The organism is Streptomyces sp. NBC_01463 (assembly GCA_036227345.1).
In the GTDB taxonomy this organism is placed as follows: Bacteria; Actinomycetota; Actinomycetes; order Streptomycetales; family Streptomycetaceae; genus Streptomyces.
In genome coordinates this window covers 1,644,927-1,661,186 of record CP109468.1, presented here as the reverse complement: position 1 = coordinate 1,661,186, position 16,260 = coordinate 1,644,927, and the positions used below count along the sequence as shown (strand labels likewise).

The following is a 16,260-nucleotide window of genomic DNA, read 5'->3' as shown; positions in this document are numbered from 1 at the left end:
GACGGCTGTGAGACGTGGGAGCGTAGGACTGTGAGCCAGACAGACAACAAAACGTTGAAATACCAGGTAGATGGGCCAGAGGATGCACCCGTGCTGGTGCTCGGACCAAGCCTCGGTACCACATGGCACATGTGGGACCGGCAGATACCCGAGCTCACCCAGCACTGGAGAGTGTTCCGCTACGACCTCCCGGGGCACGGCGGTGCGCCCGCCCACCCCGCCACCGCGGTCGCCGAGCTCGCCGACCGGGTCGTGGCCACCCTCGACAGCCTCGGCGTCCAGCGCTTCGGGTACGCGGGCTGTTCCATCGGTGGTGCGATCGGCGCGGATCTCGCGCTGCGGCACCCGCACCGGGTCGCCACGCTGGCCCTGGTGGCCTCCTCGCCCCGGTTCGGGAGTGCCGACGAGTTCCGGCAGCGCGGGGTGATCGTCCGGACGAACGGGCTGGAGCCGATGGCCCGCACCGCGCCGGAGCGCTGGTTCACCCCGGGTTTCGCCGCCGCGCAGCCGGCCATCGTCGAGTGGGCCGTCCAGATGGTCCGCACCACCGACCCCGGCTGCTACATCGCGGCCTGCGAGGCCCTCGCCGCCTTCGACATCCGCGCCGAACTCGGGCGGATCGGCGTTCCCACGCTCGTCCTCGTCGGTGCCGAGGACCAGGTCACCGGCCCCGGTGACGCCCGGACCCTGGTGGCGGGCATACCCGACGCCCGGCTCGCCCTCGTGCCCGGCGCCTCCCACCTCGCCCCGGTCGAGCAGCCGGGTGCGGTCACGGACCTGCTGCTCACCCATTTCTCCACGGCCTGGCAGGACACCATGGCCGCCATCCCCGTGCTCCCGTCCGCTCCCCGGCTCTCCGCCCCGGTGCTGCCCGTCGCGGAGCTCACCGCCGCCACCGCACAGCCCGAGGCGGCCGCCGGCGGGCGGCCCGATCCGTACGGGCCGGGCATGAAGATCCGCCGCGAGGTCCTCGGTGACGCCCACGTCGACGGCGTCATGGCCGCCGCCGACGACTTCACCAGTGGCTTCGAGGAGTTCGTCACCCGCTACGCCTGGGGTGAGGTGTGGGGGCGGGAAGGGCTGGACCGGCGGATGCGCAGCAGCGTCACGCTCACCGCGCTGGTCGCCTCGGGACGTATGGAGGGACTGGCCGCGCACGTCACGGCCGCCCTGCGCAACGGGCTCACCCCGGCCGAGATCAGGGAGGTATTGCTGCAGACCGCCGTGTACTGCGGGATTCCGGCCGCGAGCGCCGCCTTCACGATCGCGCAGTCGGTGATTCAGGCGGAAACGACACCTCCCGCGTAGCAGGATGGTCCGCATGAACGCCCAGACTCCCGAGCCGCTCCCGCTCACACTGACCAAACAGTCCCACTCATGTGTCCGTCTGGAGAAGGGCGGGCGCACGCTCGTCATCGACCCGGGAGGGTTCTCGGAGCGGGACGCCGCGATCGGCGCCGAGGCGATCCTGGTGACGCACGAGCATCCCGACCACTTCGACGAGGAGCGGCTGCGGGCCGGTCTTGAGGCCGACCCGGCCGCCGAGATCTGGACGCTGCGCAGCGTGGCCGACAAGCTCGCGGCGGCGTTCCCGGGGCGCGTCCACACCGTCGGACACGGCGACACCTTCTCGGCCGCCGGGTTCGACGTCCAGGTGCACGGCGAACTCCACGCCGTGATCCACCCGGACCTTCCGCGCGTCACGAACGTGGGCTTCCTGGTCGACGGCTCCCTCTTCCACCCGGGGGACGCCCTCACCGTGCCCGACCACCCGGTCGACACGCTGATGCTTCCGGTGATGGCCCCCTGGAGCAAGATCTCCGAGGTCATCGACTACGTGCGCGAGGTCGGACCGCGCCGGGCCATCGACGTCCACGACGCGCTGCTCACCGATCTCGCCCGCCCCGTCTACGACGCCCACATCGGCAACCTGGGCCGCGCGGACCACGAGCGGCTGGCCCCGGGGGAATCGAGGAGCCTCTGACGGGCGCCGCCCCGGCCACTGTCAGTGGGAGCCGCTAGGTTTACGTACATGCGCATCGCGACCTGGAACGTCAATTCGATCACCGCCCGACTGCCGAGGCTGCTGGCCTGGCTGGAGAGCACCGGCACGGACGTGCTGTGCATCCAGGAGACCAAGTGCACGGCCGAGCAGTTCCCGGCCGAGGCGCTCCGTGAGCTGGGCTACGAGTCCGCGGTCAACGCCACGGGCCGGTGGAACGGGGTGGCGCTGGTCTCCCGCGTGGGGCTGGCCGACGTCGTGACGGGGCTGCCCGGCGGTCCGGAGTACGACGGAGTGCAGGAGCCCCGGGCGATCAGCGCGACCTGCGGGCCGGTCCGCCTCTGGTCGGTGTACGTGCCCAACGGCCGCGAGGTCGAGCACGAGCACTACGCGTACAAGCTGCGCTGGTTCGAGGCGCTGCAGAAGGCGGTGGCCGGGGACGCCGCGGGGGCGCAGCCGTTCGCCGTGCTCGGTGACTTCAACGTGGCCCCGACCGACGAGGACGTCTGGGACCCGGCGCTGTTCGAGGGCGCCACCCATGTCACGCCGGCCGAGCGGGCCGCCCTCGCCACCCTGCGCGAGGAGGGCCTCGCCGACGTCATGCCCCGCCCCCTGAAGTACGACCGGCCGTACACCTTCTGGGACTACCGCGAGCTGCGCTTCCCGAAGAACAAGGGCATGCGCATCGACCTCGTCTACGGCAACGCCCCCTTCACCGCCGCCGTCAAGGACAGTTACGTGGACCGCGAGGAGCGCAAGGGGAAGGGCGCGTCCGACCACGCCCCCGTCGTCGTCGACCTGGAGCTCTGAGCGGTTGCCGTGCTCAGGCGTCCGCCCGCCGCGGCGCCTGAGCCTCCACGGCGGACTCACGCGTGGCAGCGGCCGCTCCCGCCGTGCCGAGCGCCAGGACCATGAGCAGCGCGCTCACCCACAGCGGTGAGCGGAAGCCGAACCCGGCGCCGATCGCCAGTCCGCCGAGCCACGGTCCGAGCGCCCCGCCCACGTTGAACGCGGCGGTGGAGAACGAACCGGCCAGGGTCGGCGCACCGCCCGCCAGCCGGAACACCTGCGAGATCAGCGCGGTCCCGGTGCCGAACGCGAGCATGCCCTGGACGAGCACGAGAGCGACCACCGCCACCGCGCTGCCCGCCGCCGAGGCGAACAGCGCCCAGCCCAGGGTGAGCGCCACCAGGCCCGCCGCCGTCAGCGCGAGCGGCCGGGAATCGATGATCCGGCCGCAGACCGCGACGCCGACGAACGAACCGACACCGAACAGCGCGAGCAGGACGGGCACCCATGCGGCACCGAGCCCGGTGACGTGCCGGGCGACCGGCTCCAGGTAGGAGAACGCGCAGAAGGTCGCACCCTGCACGAGCGCGCTCGTCAGCAGGGCCAGCAGCAGACGGGGCGAGGCCAGGGTCCGCAGTTCGGTGTACGCGCTCGGCAGCGCGGCCGCGGGCCGCCCCGCCGGGATCGTCGCCGCGATCACGGCGAGCGCCGGCAGTGAGACGAGGGCCACCGCCCAGAACGCCGCGCGCCACCCCCACTCCCCGCCCAGCCACGCCCCGGCGGGCACCCCCGCCACACAGGCCACGGTGACACCCCCGACCACCACGGACGTGGCCCGCGCACGTGCCGCCGGACCGGCCAGGGCGACCGCGGTCACCAGGGCGACGGCCCAGAATCCGGCGTTGGCCACCGCGGCGACGACCCGCGTCGCGAGCAGCACCCCGTAACTGGAGGTGACCGCGCCGACGACGTGGACGGCGGCGAATACACCCAGGAAGAACAGCAGGGCGCGGCGGCGCGGCCAGTTGCGGCCCAGGAGCGCCATCAGCGGCGCCCCGACCACCATCCCGACGGCGAACGCCGAGGTCAGCAGACCCGCGGCGGGAAGGGAGACGTGCAGATCTCCCGAGATGCCCGACAGCAGGCCGGACAGCATGAACTCGGACGTGCCCTGGGCGAAGACGGCGAGCCCGAGGGCGTAGACGGAAAACGGCATGAAGAACCCCATGGACGGCTGATGGACGGAACCGGTCGGGGATGCGGGCCGCACCCGCCCGTCGGTGACGAGCGGCGACACGGCGGATCGGCCGCCGCGCTCGCGGCCGTGACACGGCACGGCGCGGCGCGGCAAGGCGCGGGGGCGTGGAGGGTGAGGAAGCAGTGCCCGTACGTACACGCCGGGGCGGGACCCGCATCACATGGGTCCGGAGGGCGGCGGAGCGACAGCCGTGACGACGGACAGGAGCCGGTCAGGCGTGGACGCGGGAAGCCACCGGAGGACCGGTGGCTAGCGTCTGTCGGACTCGGGGCTGCTCATGAAGGGGGAACCTACCAGCCGGCCGCCCGGCTCCTCCACCTGTATTCCGGGCCGGGAGCGTGTACGGGTGAACGCGGGGCGTACACGTGGTGTTCAGCACTCGAACGACAGGCCGCGCGCCCTGTGGTGCGGATCCGGGCCGGGATGGGACCCTGAGCGGTATGAACATCCCTTTCTTGGACAACTGGCGTAAGCGTCACGACGGAACGCGGGAGGCGGGGCTCGCGGCCGCCGTCGAAGCCGATCCGGGAGGCGTGGCAGAACTGCTCGCCGAATGTGAGCTGCTGCGCGTCCGGGTGGGGGAGCGGGGACTCGAACTCGACGACAGCCCGGCCTCGTTGGCCGCGCTCGACCAGCTGCCGCCGCGCTGGCGCGACGACCCGGAGGAACTGCCCTGGCTGGGCAACGACGCGGGCCTCTATCTGGGGACCGTCCTGGTGCGCAACGTCGCCGGTGCGCACTGGCACATCTGGCCGAGCGGCCAGCCCGTGGTGCGGCTCGCCTCGGGGCGCGAGATCGATGTCGTCGAGGCCGGTCTGGACTGGGCGATGACGGGCAGTCCGGAGCTGTCGCAGGTGTACTCGGAGTCGGCCGAGGGGTGAGGGAGCGCCGCCCCCCACCGCGCGGCGCGATAAAACGCCTTATGCCCCATTGACGCGTGTCGGGTGTGAAGTCCCTTTCCGGGGTGGATAGTTTGCGCTGACCTCGACATAGCGATAAGTGGGTAGGGCAGCGTATGGCCGTCGATCCGTTGATCGAGCTGCGTGACGTCAATAAGTTCTACGGAAAGTTGCACGTACTGCAGGACATCAATCTCACCGTCGGCCGCGGGGAGGTGGTGGTGGTCATCGGCCCCTCCGGCTCCGGCAAGTCAACGCTCTGCCGCACCATCAACCGGCTGGAGACGATCGAGTCCGGCCACATCACCCTCGACGGCAGACCCCTCCCCGAGGAGGGCAAGGGACTGGCGCAGCTGAGGGCCGAAGTCGGCATGGTCTTCCAGTCGTTCAACCTGTTCGCGCACAAGACCGTGCTGGCCAACGTCTCGCTGGCCCAGCTCAAGGTCCGCAGGCGGAAGAAGGACGAGGCCGACCGGCGGTCCCGGGAGCTCCTGGAGCGGGTGGGGCTCGCCTCGCAGGCCGACAAGTTCCCCGCCCAGCTCTCCGGCGGGCAGCAGCAGCGCGTGGCCATCGCCCGCGCCCTCGCCATGGACCCCAAGGCGCTCCTCTTCGACGAGCCCACCTCGGCCCTCGACCCGGAGATGATCAACGAGGTGCTGGAAGTGATGCAGCAGCTCGCCCGCGAGGGCATGACCATGGTCGTCGTCACGCACGAGATGGGCTTCGCCCGCTCCGCCGCCAACCGGGTCGTCTTCATGGCCGACGGCCGCATCGTCGAGGACCGCACCCCGGAGGACTTCTTCACCGCGCCGGAGAGCGACCGCGCCAAGGACTTCCTGTCCAAGATCCTCAAGCACTGACGGGGGGCCCTGTGTTGCGTACGAGAAAAGTACTGGCGGCCTGTGCCGGCCTCCTGCTGGCCGTCCTCGCCGCGGGCTGCGGCAAGGAGGGCAGCCCGCCGGTGAAGGGGCCGCAGCCCGGTGCGCTGCCGGTCTACAAGGTCGATACCGGCTTCCGGCTCCCGGACTCCAGGACGTGGACGAAGGCGAAGAAGCGCGGCTATCTGCGGGTGGGCGCCAAGGAGGACCAGCCCTATCTGGGCGAGAAGGACCCGGCCACCGGGGTCTACTCCGGTTTCGACATCGAGATCGCCCGGATGATGGCGGCCTCACTGGGCTTCGACCCCAAGACGATCCGGTTCAAGACGATCGCCTCCGCCAACCGCGAGACCGCCCTGCAGAACGGGCAGATCGACTACTACGTCGGCACCTACACCATCAACGACATGCGCAAGAAGCTCGTCGGGTTCGCCGGCCCCTACTACATGGCCGGCCAGGGGCTGCTGGTCCGCACCGACGAGAACGACATCCACGGCCCGCAGGACCTGGCCGGCAAGACGGTCTGTTCGGCGGCCGGCTCGACCCCGTACCAGCGGATCGCCGCCGACTACCCGAAGGCCGACCTGGTCGCCTACGACACGTACTCCATCTGCGTCGACAACCTGCTGACGTACCAGGTCGACGTCGTCACCACCGACGACGCGATCCTGCTGGGCTTCGCCGCCAAGGCGCCCGACGAGATGAAGGTCGTCGGCAAGCCCTTCTCCGAGGAGCCGTACGGCATCGGGGTGCCGCGCAGCGACAACGCGCTGCGGTTCGCGCTCGACGACGCGCTGGAGGCCAACGAGAAGAACGGCAACTGGAAGAAGGCCTTCGAGGCGACGCTCGGTCTCTCCGGGGTGCCCGCGCCGAAGCCGCCGCCCATCGACCGCTACCCGGCGAACTGAGAGGACGGCCACGACACATGGACGTACTCACCGACAACTTCTCGCTCTACGGCAAGGGCTTCCTCGGGACCGTCGAACTGACCTTCTACGCCTCGATCCTGGCGCTGGTCCTCGGTTTCGTCATGGCCTCCTGCCGGGTGGCGCCCGTCGGCTCGTTCCGGGTGATCGGCACGGTCTGGGTGGCCGTGCTGCGCAACACCCCGCTGACCCTGCTCTTCTTCGCCGTGCTGCTCGGCCTGCCGCGCTTCGGCCTGGTGCTGCCGTTCAACGTCTTCGCGATCCTCGCGCTCGGCTGCTACACCTCGGCGTTCATCTGCGAGGTGCTGCGCTCCGGCATCAACACCGTGCCCACCGGGCAGGGCGAGGCGGCCCGCAGTCTGGGCATGACCTTCGGCCAGACGCTCGGCAACGTGGTGCTGCCCCAGGCGTTCCGCTCGGTGATCCCGCCGATCGGCTCGACGCTCATCGCGCTCGCCAAGAACTCCGCGATCGCCGGGGCGTTCAGCGTCACCGAACTCCTCGGCACCTACAAGACGCTCAACGAGCTGGGATACAGCATCATCTGGACCTTCGTCTGGATCGCCGTCGGGTACCTGATCATCACCCTGACCATCAGCGCGATCTTCAACCTGATGGAAAAGCGCTGGGGAGTCGCCCGATGACCGCCCACTCCGCCCCCAGCGCCACCGCGCTGTACGACATCCCCGGCCCGCTGACCCGCAAGCGGCACCTCGTCTACGGGATCGTCTCGACGATCCTGATCGTCGCCCTGGTCGGCTGGGTCATCTACCTGCTCTTCGACACCGACCAGTTCACCAGCGCCAAATGGTCGCCCTTCGAGTACAAGGGCATCCAGGAACTGCTGCTGCGCGGACTCGGCAACACCCTCAAGGCGTTCGCGTACGCCGCGGTGCTCTCGCTGGCGCTCGGGGCCGTCCTCGCGGTGGGGCGGCTCTCCGACCACCGGCCGGTGCGCTGGGTGGCGACCGTCCTGGTCGAGTTCTTCCGCGCCATGCCCGTCCTGGTGATGATCTTCTTCATCTTCGTCGCCCTGAAGGTCCAGCCGCTGCCCGCCCTGGTCGCCGGACTCACCCTGTACAACGGCTCCGTGCTCGCCGAGGTGTTCCGTACCGGCATCCTCTCGGTGGAACGCGGCCAGGGCGAGGCGGCGTTCGCCCTGGGCATGCGCAAGACGCAGGTCACGACCTTCGTCCTGGCCCCGCAGGCGGTGCGCGCGATGCTGCCCACCATCATCAGCCAGCTGGTCGTGGCACTGAAGGACACCTCGCTGGGCTATCTGATCACCTACGAGGAATTCCTCCACGCGGGGAAGCTCATCGCCTCCAACCTCGACTACGATCTGCCCTTCATCCCCGTGGTGATGGTGATCTCGCCGATCTACATCGGGATGTGCATGCTGCTCTCCTGGTTCGCCACCTGGGTGGCGAAGCGGCAGCGGCGCAATCCGAAGACGGAGGCGGCGGGCGTCGCTCCGGCCGGGCCGGGGACGTTGATGCCGGGAGCGCAGTAGCCGGGGCCGCCGCGACGCGGCCCCGGGGAGCGGTGTCCGTCCGGCAGCAGCCGGTGATCACTTCTCGCAGCACGGCACGGACGGGTACCACGGTCCGTGCCGGGCGGGGAGAAGGTCAGCTGCGTGCCGGCCGGGCCGTCAGCCCAGAGCGCTCCTGGTCCGCCAGCCGGCCCAGGAGACGTTCCAGGCCCCGTAGCCGTTGCCCTCCGCGACCGTGCCCTTCGCGTCCGCGCCGGTGATCTCGAACGGGTCACCGACGCGGGCCTGCCGGTAGAGGGAAGCGGCGTCGGCGTCGCTCATCCCCACACAGCCCGAACTGTGGTTGGCCACCCCGAAGTACGCGGCGTTCCACGGCGCCGCGTGGGCGTACATCCCCGACCAGGTCAGCCGCATCGAGAAGTCGACCATCTTGTCGTAGGCGTCGCCGAGGCCCACCGTCTCGGAGCGCATGTTGATCGTGCCCTCCTTCGCCATCAGCACGGCCGTGCCCCGCCAGGACGCCTTGTCGCCGCCCGGAGTGCCCGCCGACATGGGCACGTCCAGCACGGTCCGGCCGTCCCGCTTCAGCGCCAGCCGGTGACGGTCCAGGTCGACCTTGACCACCTGACTGCTGCCGACGGTGAACGTCGTCGCGTAGTCGCGTACGAACCAGCCGCCCGACGGCCCCGAATCGATGCCGTTGAGATCCGCGTCGAGCGTGATGCGCGTGCCGGACTTCCAGTACTCCCTGGGCCGCCAGTCGACGCGGTCGCGGCCCGAGTAGTCGCGCAGCCAGCCCCAGGAGCCCTCGGTGTGGTTGGAGGTGGAGACCTTGAGCGCCCTCTCGACCGCCGCCCTGTTCCTCACCGGGTGGTCGAACACGATGGACAGCGGCTGGGCGATGCCGACCGTGGTGTTCTTGCCGGGGGCGAGGGTCAGCTTGTTCACCTTGTCCGCCGCGGCGGTGGTGAACCCGGCCGAGTCGCTGCCGCCGCCGGTGTCCTCGGCCTCGACGCGGTACGTGGTGCCGGGCGCGGCGGGCCGGTCGGACGTCCACGTCCTGGCGTCGGGGGACAGCTGGCCGGCCAGGGCGTCGCCGCCCCGAGCCGAGACCGTGACCTCGCGCAGCTTCCCGGCGGCCAGCGTCACCGTGACCGGCTTGCCCGCGGCGGCCGCGGTGCCGCGCAGGCTGACCGAGATCCTGGTCTCCGGAGCCGGGGACGAACCGGCGCCGTGCCCCGCGCCGGCGTCCTTGCCCGAGGCCGCCGCGCCGCCGGAGCAGGCCGTGAGCGCGGTTCCGAGCACCGCGGTGGAGGCGATCAGGGCGAGCCGGACGGGCGGCGCGGAACGGGCCGTGCGCCGCAGGGCGGATATCGCGGATATCAAAGGGGCGGGGACCACACGGGCGGGAACCAACGGAAAAACCTCCAGGGCCTTGCTCTGTCGTCGGTGAAGAGGCATTCACCGGAGCCTAAGTTCCGTAATTCCCCGGGAAAGAGGGAAAGGGGCGTGTGACAAGAAACGCAGCGCAACGGTCATCGACCGGTCACATCCGGCGCGCGGCGCGGTCACGGTCCGCTGTGAGCATCCTGTGCAGCCCCGCGGAACCGACGGCGGGGCCCACGAGGGAGGGCCACGGAGATGTCAGCGCTGCTCGCGACCGGAGACCGCAGCCGTGACCAGGGACTACGGATACGCGGTCTGACCGCGGCCGAGCACCGGACGCAGCTGGCCACGCACGCGGACGCGAGCTTTCTGCAGTACCCGTCCTGGGCCGGTGTGAAGGACGGCTGGGCCTCGGAGACGGTCGGCTGGCACGGCGACGGCGGTGAATTGGCCGGCAGTGCGCTGATCCTCTACCGGCAATTCCCGGGCACCCGGAAATACTTCGCCTATATTCCGGAAGGGCCGGTGGCCGACTGGGCCGACCCCGGAATCGACCGGTGGCTCCGGCCGCTCGTGACCCATCTGCGGGCCGCCGGGGCGTTCGCCGTACGCATCGGCCCTTCCCCCGCCTACCGCCGCTGGGACACCGCCCGCCTCAAGGCCGCCACCGGCCCCGGCCGCACCGTCGGCGACGTCCTGGCGAGCGAGGTCGACCCGCTCGGTGCCGCCGTGGCCGACCGGCTGCGGGCCCGCGGCTGGCGGCGCTGCGGCGGTGACGGCGAGGACGGTGACACAGACGCCCAGCCCCGGTACGTCTTCCGGGTCCCCCTCGCCGGACGCACCCCCGACGACCTGTGGGCGGGGCTCAACCAGGAGTGGCGCCGCAACATCCGCCGGGCCGGGAAGGCGGGCGTACGCGTGGTCACGGGCAGCGCCGCCGAACTGCCCGAGTTCCACCGCCTGCTGCGGATAACCGAGGAGCGCGACGGCTTCCGCCTCGGCCGCTCCCTCGCCTACTACGAGCGCCAGTACGCCGCGCTCAACGCCGAACAGCCCGGCCGGATGAAGCTCCTCCTCGCCGTGCACGAGGGCGAGATCCTGGCCGCGCACACGATGATCAGCACCGGCCGCCGGGTCTGGTACCAGACCGGTGCCTCCGCCGACCACCGCCGCGAGGTCCGCCCCAGCAACGCCCTGCAGTGGCACATGATGTGCGAGGCCCAGGCACAGGGGGCCGAGGTGTACGACATGCGCGGGGTATCCTCCACCCTCGATCCCGACGACCGCCCCTTCGGGCTGCTGCGCTGGAAGTTCGGCACCGGCGGGCAGGTCGTGGAAACCCTCGGAGAGTGGGAGACGTCCATGGGCGGAGCCGCCAACACCGCGCTGTACCGGGCGTTCCAGGCGTACCTGGCGCACCGGTGACGGCCGCGGACGCGACCACCGGCACGGTCGCCCCCGAAGAGAGCGAGCGGAAGGCCTCCGCCTCGGTGCTGCGCAGCGGCGCCGTCATGGCCGCCGGTTCCGTCGTCTCGCGGGCGACGGGGTTCATACGCTCGGCGGTCGTCGTCGCCGCGCTCGGCACCGGACTGCGGGCCGACGGCTACACGGTCGCCAACACCGTCCCCAACATCCTGTACATGCTGCTGATCGGCGGCGCGCTCAACGCCGTCTTCGTCCCGGAACTGGTCCGGGCCGCGCGCGAGCATGCCGACGGCGGCGCCGCCTACACCGACCGGCTGCTGACCCTCTGCACCGCGGGACTGCTCGCCCTCACCGCACTCGCCGTCGCCGGCGCCCCGCTGATCATCTCGGTGTACGCCCCGACGTACCACGGCGAACAGGCCGAACTCACCATCGCCCTGGCCCGCTACTGCCTGCCGCAGATCCTGCTCTACGGCCTGTTCACCCTGCTCGGGCAGGTGCTCAACGCCCGCAACCGGTTCGGGGCGATGATGTGGACCCCCGTCCTCAACAACCTCGTGATCATCGCGGTGTTCGGGCTCTTCCTGTGGACCGCGGCCGGCTCGGACGGCGACCTGACCGCAGCCCAGGCCCAGTGGCTCGGCTGGGGGACCACCGCCGGGATCGCCGTACAGACCCTCGCCCTGGTGCCCGCGCTGCGTGCCGCGAGGTTCCGCTGGCGGCCGCGGTTCGACTGGCGCGGCAGCGGGCTCACCCGGCCGCTGCGGGCGGCCGGCTGGCTCGTCATGCTGGTGCTCACCAACCAGGCCGCCTACTGGGTGGTGACCCGGCTCTCCACCGCGACCGGCCAGCACGCGGCGGAGCAGCACCTGGCGGGCGGCGCGGGCTACACCGCGTACAGCTACGCCTATCAGCTGTGGGTGGTGCCGCAGGGCATCGTGACCGTCAGCCTCGTCACCGCGCTGATGCCGCGGATGAGCCGGTCCGCCGCCGACGGCGACCTGGCGGGCGTGCGACGGGACGTCTCGTACGCGCTGCGGACCTCCGCCGCCGTCGTGATCCCGGCCGCCGCCGCCCTGCTCGCCCTCGCCCCCTGGATCATGGGCTCCGTCTTCGGCTACGGACAGACCGGCCCGGCGGACGTCACCGTGATGGCGGGCATGATGGCCGCCTTCGCGCCGGGACTCATCGCCTTCTCCGGGCAGTACGTGCTCTCCCGCGCCTTCTACGCGATGAGTGACACCCGCACGCCGTTCCTCCTCAACCTGGTCATCGCCGCGCTCAACGCCGGCCTCTCGGTCGCCGCCTATCTGCTGCTGCCCGCGCGCTGGGCGGTGACGGGGATGGCCGGGGCGTACTCCGTGGCCCTGTTCGCCGGATTCGCCGTCACCGCGTACGTACTGCACCGCAGGGTCTCCGCGGCCGGGACGGAACGGCCCTCGCTGCTGCGCTCGCCGGGGGTGTGGGCGCATGCGCGGCTGGTGGCCGCGTGCGTGCCCGCCGGGCTGCTGGCGTACGCGGCGGCCCGCACCGTCGACACGGACGGTTCCGGACTCGGGGACTTCGCCGCCGCCGGGGCCGGAGTCGTCGTCCTCGCCCTGGTGGTGGCCGTGCTGGCCCGCCCGCTGCGGCTGACCGAGGTCAGCTCCGCGCTGACCGCCGTCCGGAGCCGGCTGCGCCGCACCTGAGCCCCGGCGCCCGGCCCGCTCACCCTTTCGAATCCACTCCCTCACCGCTGGGATACTGACGCCATGCCTCGCGTGCTGCTGATCGAAGACGACCCCTCCGTACGCGAAGGGGTCGAGCTGGGGCTGCGCCGGCGCGGGCACGAGATGCGGACCGTCGGGACGGGCGAGGCGGGACTGGCCGCACTGGCGGAATTCCGGCCCGATCTGGTCCTGCTCGATCTGATGCTGCCCGGAATGAACGGCGTCCAGGTCTGCCGCCGCATCCGCGAGACCAGCCAGCTGCCGATCATCATGCTCACCGCACGCGGCGACGACTTCGACGTGGTCGTGGGGCTGGAGGCCGGTGCGGACGACTACATCATCAAGCCCGCCCGTACCGAGGTCATCGAGGCGAGGATCCGTGCGGTGCTGCGGCGGCTCGCCGAACCCGCCGGACGCGGCGGGATCGAGAACCACGGCGCGCTGACCGTCGACCGCGTCGGCCTCGCCGTCGCCAAGGCGGGGGAGCGGCTGCTGCTCGCCCCGTCCGAACTGAAGCTGCTCCTGCACCTGTCGGCCTCGCCCGAACAGGTCTTCAGCCGGCAGCAGCTGCTCGAATACGTGTGGGAGCACAGCTACCACGGCGACGCCCGGCTGGTCGACGCCTGTGTGCGCAGGCTGCGGCAGAAGGTCGAGGACGTGGCGGGAAGCCCCCGCTACATCCAGACCGTCCGCGGCTTCGGCTACCGCTTCGGACCGCTCGGATGAAACTGTTCGCCGCCCGGTTCGGCCTGCGCACCCGCCTCGTCGCCGCGTTCCTCTTCGTCGCCGCCGTCAGCGCCGCCACCACCGCGACGCTCACCTACCGCGAGGCCCGCTCAGCGATCCTCCAGCAGGCGCAGGACACCGCCGTCTCCCAGTTCCGTGACCGAGTGAGCGCGCAGGGCGTCAACCTCCCGCTGGACCGGGTCTGGCTGCGGGACATGTGCCTCTCGCTGGCCCGCGCCGGCAAATCGCACACCTGGACCGTCTTCGCCGAGTACGGGGACCTGCGGGTCTCCTCATCGGACCGGCCGTCCTCCACCGTGATCACCCCCGGCCTCCGGGCCGCGGCGCGGAGCAACACCCACGGCTCGTTCCAGCGGGTCGTCAAGGACGGCAAGCCCTGGCTGACCGTCGGCATGCCGACCCTCTTCGACCGCGGCGACGGCCGGCAGCCCACCGGGCTCGTCCTCTACGCCGTGATGCCGCTCGCCACCGAGGAGGCGAACGTCGACGCCATGGTCACCGCGGCCCGCGACGGGGCCCTGCCCGCCCTGCTCATCGCCTTGGTGCCCGCCCTGCTCGCCGCCCGCAGCGTGCTGCGCCCGGTACGTGACCTGCGCCGGGCCGCGGCCGGCATCGGCCGGGGCGAGCTGCACACCAGGATCTCGGTCCGCGGGTCCGACGAACTCGCCGAACTGGCCTGGACGTTCAACGAGTCCTCGACCAAGCTCCAGGAGTCCGTCGCGGAACTCCGCCGGGCCGAGGAGCGGGCCCGGCGCTTCGCCTCGGACGTCTCGCACGAACTGCGCACCCCGCTCGCCGGAATGCTCGCCGTCACCGAGGTGCTCGACGAGGACGCCGACGGCCTTCGCCCCGACACGGCTGCCGCCGTCCGGCTGATCAGTGCGGAGACCGGGAAACTCGCCACGCTCGTCGAGGACCTGATGGAGATCTCCCGCTTCGACGCCCGGGCCGCCGACCTCAACGGCGACGAGGTCGACGTGGCCGAGACCATCCGCAAGACGCTCCAGGCCCGGCACTGGGAGGACCGCGTCCGCACCGAACTCCCGGACGGCATACGGGCGGTGCTCGATCCGCGCCGCTTCGACGTGATCGTCGCCAACCTGGTCGGCAACGCCCTGCGGCACGGGGCGGAGCCCGTCACCGTACGGATACGGACCGGGCGGCGGGACGGGGCGGCGCGACTGGTGACGGAGGTCGAGGACGGCGGGTCCGGGATCGACGCCGCCGTGCTCCCGCACATCTTCGACCGCTTCTACAAGGCCGAAGCGGCGCGCACTCGGTCGGCGGGGAGCGGTCTCGGCCTCGCGATCACCCTGGAGAACGTCCGGCTGCACGGCGGCACGGTCCTGGCCGCCAACCGGCCTTCCGGCGGTGTGGTGTTCACCGTCGAACTGCCCCTGGAGGGACGATGAGGGCCGCACGCACACGCGGCGCGCTGCCGTCCGTGACGCTGCTCGTGCTGCTGGCCGCCGGCTGCGGCATCCGGGGCACGGATGTCGTCGAGGCCGGTGAACCGGCGCTCGTGGAGGTGGTCCCGGCCGGACAGCTGGGCGCGGTCCTGTACTTCGTGTCCTCGTCGTCGGCGTCCCGGCTGATGCCCGTCGTGCGGTACGCCGACTCGTCCGGCGGGAGCAGCGGCTCGGGAACCGGCTCGGGGAGCCCCTCCCTCGCGGCCGCCAGAGCCCTCGACCTGCTCTTCGACGGCCCGACCGGAGCGGAGAGCGAGGCGGGCCTCCGGTCCGAACTGCCCGGTGAACACGTGAAGACGGTCGTCGAGCTGAGCGCGGAGGGTGTCCAGGTCACCCTGAACACCCGGGTCACCGGACTCTCCGCGTCCGCCCGCCAGCAGCTCCTGTGCACCGCCGCCCAGGCCCGGACCGCCGACCGGGGCGAGCCGGTGACCGTGACCGGCACCGACGGCGTCATCGGCCCGGCCCGGTGCGGCATCTGACCAGGCGGCCTCCGCACGGGGGTCAGCGGCCGAGGGCCTTGCTCAGCTCGGCCTTGGTCATGGTGGAGCGGCCGTCGATGTCCTGCTTCTTGGCCTCTTCGTAGAGCTCTGCCTTGGTGGGGCCCTGCGAGCGGCTGCGGGATGCTTCGTCGCCCGGTGCGGACTTCCGGTCCTGCGCCGCTGTCCCTCCGGCTCGCGCGGCGTCGCCGGAGCGGGCGCTCTGCCTGTTGACGGCCCGCGCCGCGACCTCCCGGGCGCGCTGCTCGGAGACACCGTGTTCCTCGGCGTTCTCCTTGATCTGCTCGTACTGACGCTCACGCTTCTCGCTCGAACCGGCAGACACGATGCCTCCTACCCTTTGCGATCCGGGCCGGCGGGGAGCCGCCCGGCTTCGTCCGACACCTGCCCGCCGGGGCCGGGACCATGTTCCGGTTCCCGCCCGGACGGCCGGGGCCGCTCCTGAGGGGCGCAACCGGCGGCCGGGACCGGCACGGACTGCGGGGCCGGACGGCATGCGGGACAATAAGAGGGGTAAGCGCTCCAGTCCGGCGCCGTTTCGGGACCGAAGGCCGCTTCACGGTCCACTCACTCCGGAGCGTCGCCGGAACGAATTGTGCGGACGAGCACGAGCCCCCTGACCCCGGGTCCTGTTTTCGCACCGTGGATTGCCGACATCCGGCAGACACCCATCGGTCGTACCCGAGGAGGAGGACCCATGTCCTTGCTTGTCCGAGAACACTTCCGCCGCTACTTCCACCGCGATGCGCTCAACGACCTCCACGCCGTCCGAACCGTTGC

Annotated in this window: 16 protein-coding genes; 13 read left to right on the top strand and 3 right to left on the bottom strand. The window is 71.5% G+C overall.

Annotated elements, in window-relative coordinates; genetic code table 11:
* The first annotated feature begins 30 nt into the window (after nucleotides 1-30).
* The 3 genes from OG521_07195 to OG521_07185 are packed head-to-tail and all read left to right on the top strand — an operon-like array spanning nucleotide 31 to nucleotide 2,812.
* A complete protein-coding gene (locus OG521_07195; protein ID WUW20590.1) occupies nucleotides 31-1,308 on the top strand; it encodes an alpha/beta fold hydrolase in 1,278 nt (425 codons plus the stop codon).
* Nucleotides 1,309-1,321: 13 nt separating this feature from the next.
* Entirely contained in the window at nucleotides 1,322-1,984 is a 663-nt protein-coding gene (locus tag OG521_07190) for an MBL fold metallo-hydrolase (protein WUW20589.1), read from the top strand.
* A 48-nt stretch (nucleotides 1,985-2,032) separates the two neighbouring features.
* Complete coding sequence (locus OG521_07185; protein WUW20588.1) at nucleotides 2,033-2,812, top strand: exodeoxyribonuclease III; 780 nt, start codon at nucleotides 2,033-2,035, stop codon at nucleotides 2,810-2,812.
* 13 nt (nucleotides 2,813-2,825) lie between these two features.
* Here OG521_07185 and OG521_07180 read toward each other — a convergent pair whose 3' ends face one another.
* Complete coding sequence (locus tag OG521_07180; protein WUW20587.1) at nucleotides 2,826-4,007, bottom strand: MFS transporter; 1,182 nt, start codon at nucleotides 4,005-4,007, stop codon at nucleotides 2,826-2,828.
* 482 nt (nucleotides 4,008-4,489) lie between these two features.
* Here OG521_07180 and OG521_07175 point away from each other — a divergent pair, with 482 nt between their 5' ends.
* From OG521_07175 to OG521_07155, 5 genes are all read left to right on the top strand, one after another.
* A complete protein-coding gene (locus OG521_07175) occupies nucleotides 4,490-4,930 on the top strand; it encodes a DUF6278 family protein (protein WUW20586.1) in 441 nt (146 codons plus the stop codon).
* A 134-nt stretch (nucleotides 4,931-5,064) separates the two neighbouring features.
* Nucleotides 5,065-5,808, top strand: coding sequence for an amino acid ABC transporter ATP-binding protein (locus tag OG521_07170; protein WUW20585.1), 744 nt, complete (start codon nucleotides 5,065-5,067; stop codon nucleotides 5,806-5,808).
* 14 nt (nucleotides 5,809-5,822) lie between these two features.
* Nucleotides 5,823-6,734 carry a glutamate ABC transporter substrate-binding protein gene (locus OG521_07165; GenBank protein WUW20584.1) on the top strand — a complete coding sequence of 304 codons (912 nt, stop codon included), beginning with the start codon at nucleotides 5,823-5,825 and terminating at the stop codon, nucleotides 6,732-6,734.
* Nucleotides 6,735-6,751: 17 nt separating this feature from the next.
* Complete coding sequence (locus tag OG521_07160) at nucleotides 6,752-7,396, top strand: amino acid ABC transporter permease (GenBank protein ID WUW20583.1); 645 nt, start codon at nucleotides 6,752-6,754, stop codon at nucleotides 7,394-7,396.
* A complete protein-coding gene (locus tag OG521_07155; GenBank protein WUW20582.1) occupies nucleotides 7,393-8,265 on the top strand; it encodes an amino acid ABC transporter permease in 873 nt (290 codons plus the stop codon). The genes OG521_07160 and OG521_07155 overlap by 4 nt, the downstream gene beginning before the upstream one ends.
* A gap of 138 nt (nucleotides 8,266-8,403) precedes the next feature.
* Here the strand turns inward: OG521_07155 and OG521_07150 are convergent, their stop codons facing one another.
* A complete protein-coding gene (locus OG521_07150) occupies nucleotides 8,404-9,705 on the bottom strand; it encodes an Ig-like domain-containing protein (protein WUW20581.1) in 1,302 nt (433 codons plus the stop codon).
* 180 nt (nucleotides 9,706-9,885) lie between these two features.
* Here OG521_07150 and OG521_07145 point away from each other — a divergent pair, with 180 nt between their 5' ends.
* The 5 genes from OG521_07145 to OG521_07125 all read left to right on the top strand — a co-directional run bounded on the left by OG521_07145 (nucleotide 9,886) and on the right by OG521_07125 (nucleotide 15,462).
* Nucleotides 9,886-11,055, top strand: a complete 1,170-nt coding sequence (locus OG521_07145) for an aminoacyltransferase (GenBank protein ID WUW20580.1) — start codon at nucleotides 9,886-9,888, stop codon at nucleotides 11,053-11,055.
* Nucleotides 11,052-12,743 (top strand): murein biosynthesis integral membrane protein MurJ, encoded by a 1,692-nt coding sequence (gene murJ, locus OG521_07140; GenBank protein ID WUW20579.1) that lies wholly within the window; start codon nucleotides 11,052-11,054, stop codon nucleotides 12,741-12,743. Before OG521_07145 ends, murJ begins: the two co-directional genes overlap by 4 nt.
* A gap of 63 nt (nucleotides 12,744-12,806) precedes the next feature.
* Nucleotides 12,807-13,490 carry a response regulator transcription factor gene (locus OG521_07135; protein ID WUW20578.1) on the top strand — a complete coding sequence of 228 codons (684 nt, stop codon included), beginning with the start codon at nucleotides 12,807-12,809 and terminating at the stop codon, nucleotides 13,488-13,490.
* Nucleotides 13,487-14,923 (top strand): ATP-binding protein, encoded by a 1,437-nt coding sequence (locus OG521_07130; GenBank protein ID WUW20577.1) that lies wholly within the window; start codon nucleotides 13,487-13,489, stop codon nucleotides 14,921-14,923. The genes OG521_07135 and OG521_07130 overlap by 4 nt, the downstream gene beginning before the upstream one ends.
* The gene (locus OG521_07125) at nucleotides 14,920-15,462 is read left to right on the top strand and encodes a hypothetical protein (GenBank protein ID WUW20576.1); all 543 of its coding nucleotides are present in this window, start codon (nucleotides 14,920-14,922) and stop codon (nucleotides 15,460-15,462) included. Before OG521_07130 ends, OG521_07125 begins: the two co-directional genes overlap by 4 nt.
* A 22-nt stretch (nucleotides 15,463-15,484) precedes the next feature.
* On the opposite strand, the gene OG521_07120 is transcribed toward OG521_07125, so the two are convergent.
* Complete coding sequence (locus OG521_07120) at nucleotides 15,485-15,805, bottom strand: plasmid stabilization protein (protein ID WUW20575.1); 321 nt, start codon at nucleotides 15,803-15,805, stop codon at nucleotides 15,485-15,487.
* Between the last annotated feature and the right edge of the window lie 455 nt (nucleotides 15,806-16,260).